At 66.8% G+C, this 1231-nt stretch carries 1 protein-coding gene; it reads right to left on the reverse strand.

Features of this window, described 5'->3' with window-relative positions; translation table 11 throughout:
• Positions 1-1086, reverse strand: a 1086-nt coding sequence (gene tal / locus J7E68_RS12640; protein WP_215173118.1) for a transaldolase, incomplete at its 3' end; no start/stop codon positions are given.
• Between the last annotated feature and the right edge of the window lie 145 nt (positions 1087-1231).

A 1231-nucleotide genomic window follows, 5' to 3' on the forward strand; every position in this document is an offset into this window, starting at 1 on the left:
CACCTGGGTGAGCAGGTCGTGCCAGGAATCGATGAACTTGGCGACGCCCTCGTCTTCGAGCACCTGCGTGACATCGGTGAAGTCGATGCCGAGGTCGGCGAGACCGGCGAACACCGCGCGTGCGTCCTCGTATCCGCCGGTGATGGTGTCGCCGGTGACGACGCCGTGGTCGAAGGTCGCCTCGAGCGTCTTCTCGGGCATCGTGTTGACGACGTCCTTCGCGACGAGCTCGGTGACGTAGAGGGTGTCGGGAAGGGCCGGGTCCTTGACACCGGTCGACGCCCACAGCGGACGCTGTGCGTTCGCGCCGAGCTTGATCAGGTCCTGAGCGCGCTTCTCGGCGAACTTCTGCTCGAAGAGCTCGTACGCGAGACGGGCGTTCGCGAGTCCGGCCTTGCTCTTGAGGGCCTCGGCCTCGTCGGTGCCGATCGCCGTCAGTCGCTTGTCGGTCTCGGTGTCGACACGCGACACGAAGAAGGAGGCGACGGAGTGGATGCTCGACAGATCGAAGTCGGCGCTGTGTGCCCGCTCGAGCCCGGTGAGGTACGCGTCGATGACCTCGGCGTAGCGCTCCAGGCTGAAGATGAGGGTCACGTTGACGCTGATGCCCGAGGCGATGGCCTCGGTGATGGCGGGAAGGCCGGCCTTCGTCGCCGGGATCTTCACGAGCAGGTTCGGGCGGTCGACCTTCGACCAGAGCTGCTTGGCCTGAGCGACCGTGCCCTCGGTGTCGTGTGCGAGGTCGGGGGAGACCTCGATCGAGACGCGCCCGTCGACGTGGCCCGACTTCTCCCACACGGGGCGGAAGACGTCGAGCGCTGCGGCGACATCCTGCGTCGTCGCGGCGAAGACGGCCTCTTCTGCCGTGGCTCCGGACGCGGCGAGCTCGGTGACCTGAGCGTCGTAGGACGTGTTGTTCTTGTCGGTGATCGCGTTCGCGAAGATCGTCGGGTTCGTGGTGACGCCGACGACGTTGCGGGTCTCGATCAGCTCGGCGAGGTTGCCGGAGGAGATGCGGGTACGTGACAGGTCGTCGAGCCAGATGCTCACTCCGGCGGCGGCGAGGTCTGCGGTGGGGGTGCTCATGCGTTCTCCTTGATGGTCTCACGCGCGGCCGCGATGACGGCCTCGGTGGTGATACCGAACTTCTCGAACAGGGTCTTGTAGTCGGCGGAGGCGCCGAAGTGGTCGATGCCGGTGGATCGTCCGCGGTCGCCGCCGATTCCGCGCC

This window comes from Microbacterium sp. ISL-103, from assembly GCF_018613995.1.
In the GTDB taxonomy this organism is placed as follows: Bacteria; Actinomycetota; Actinomycetes; order Actinomycetales; family Microbacteriaceae; genus Microbacterium.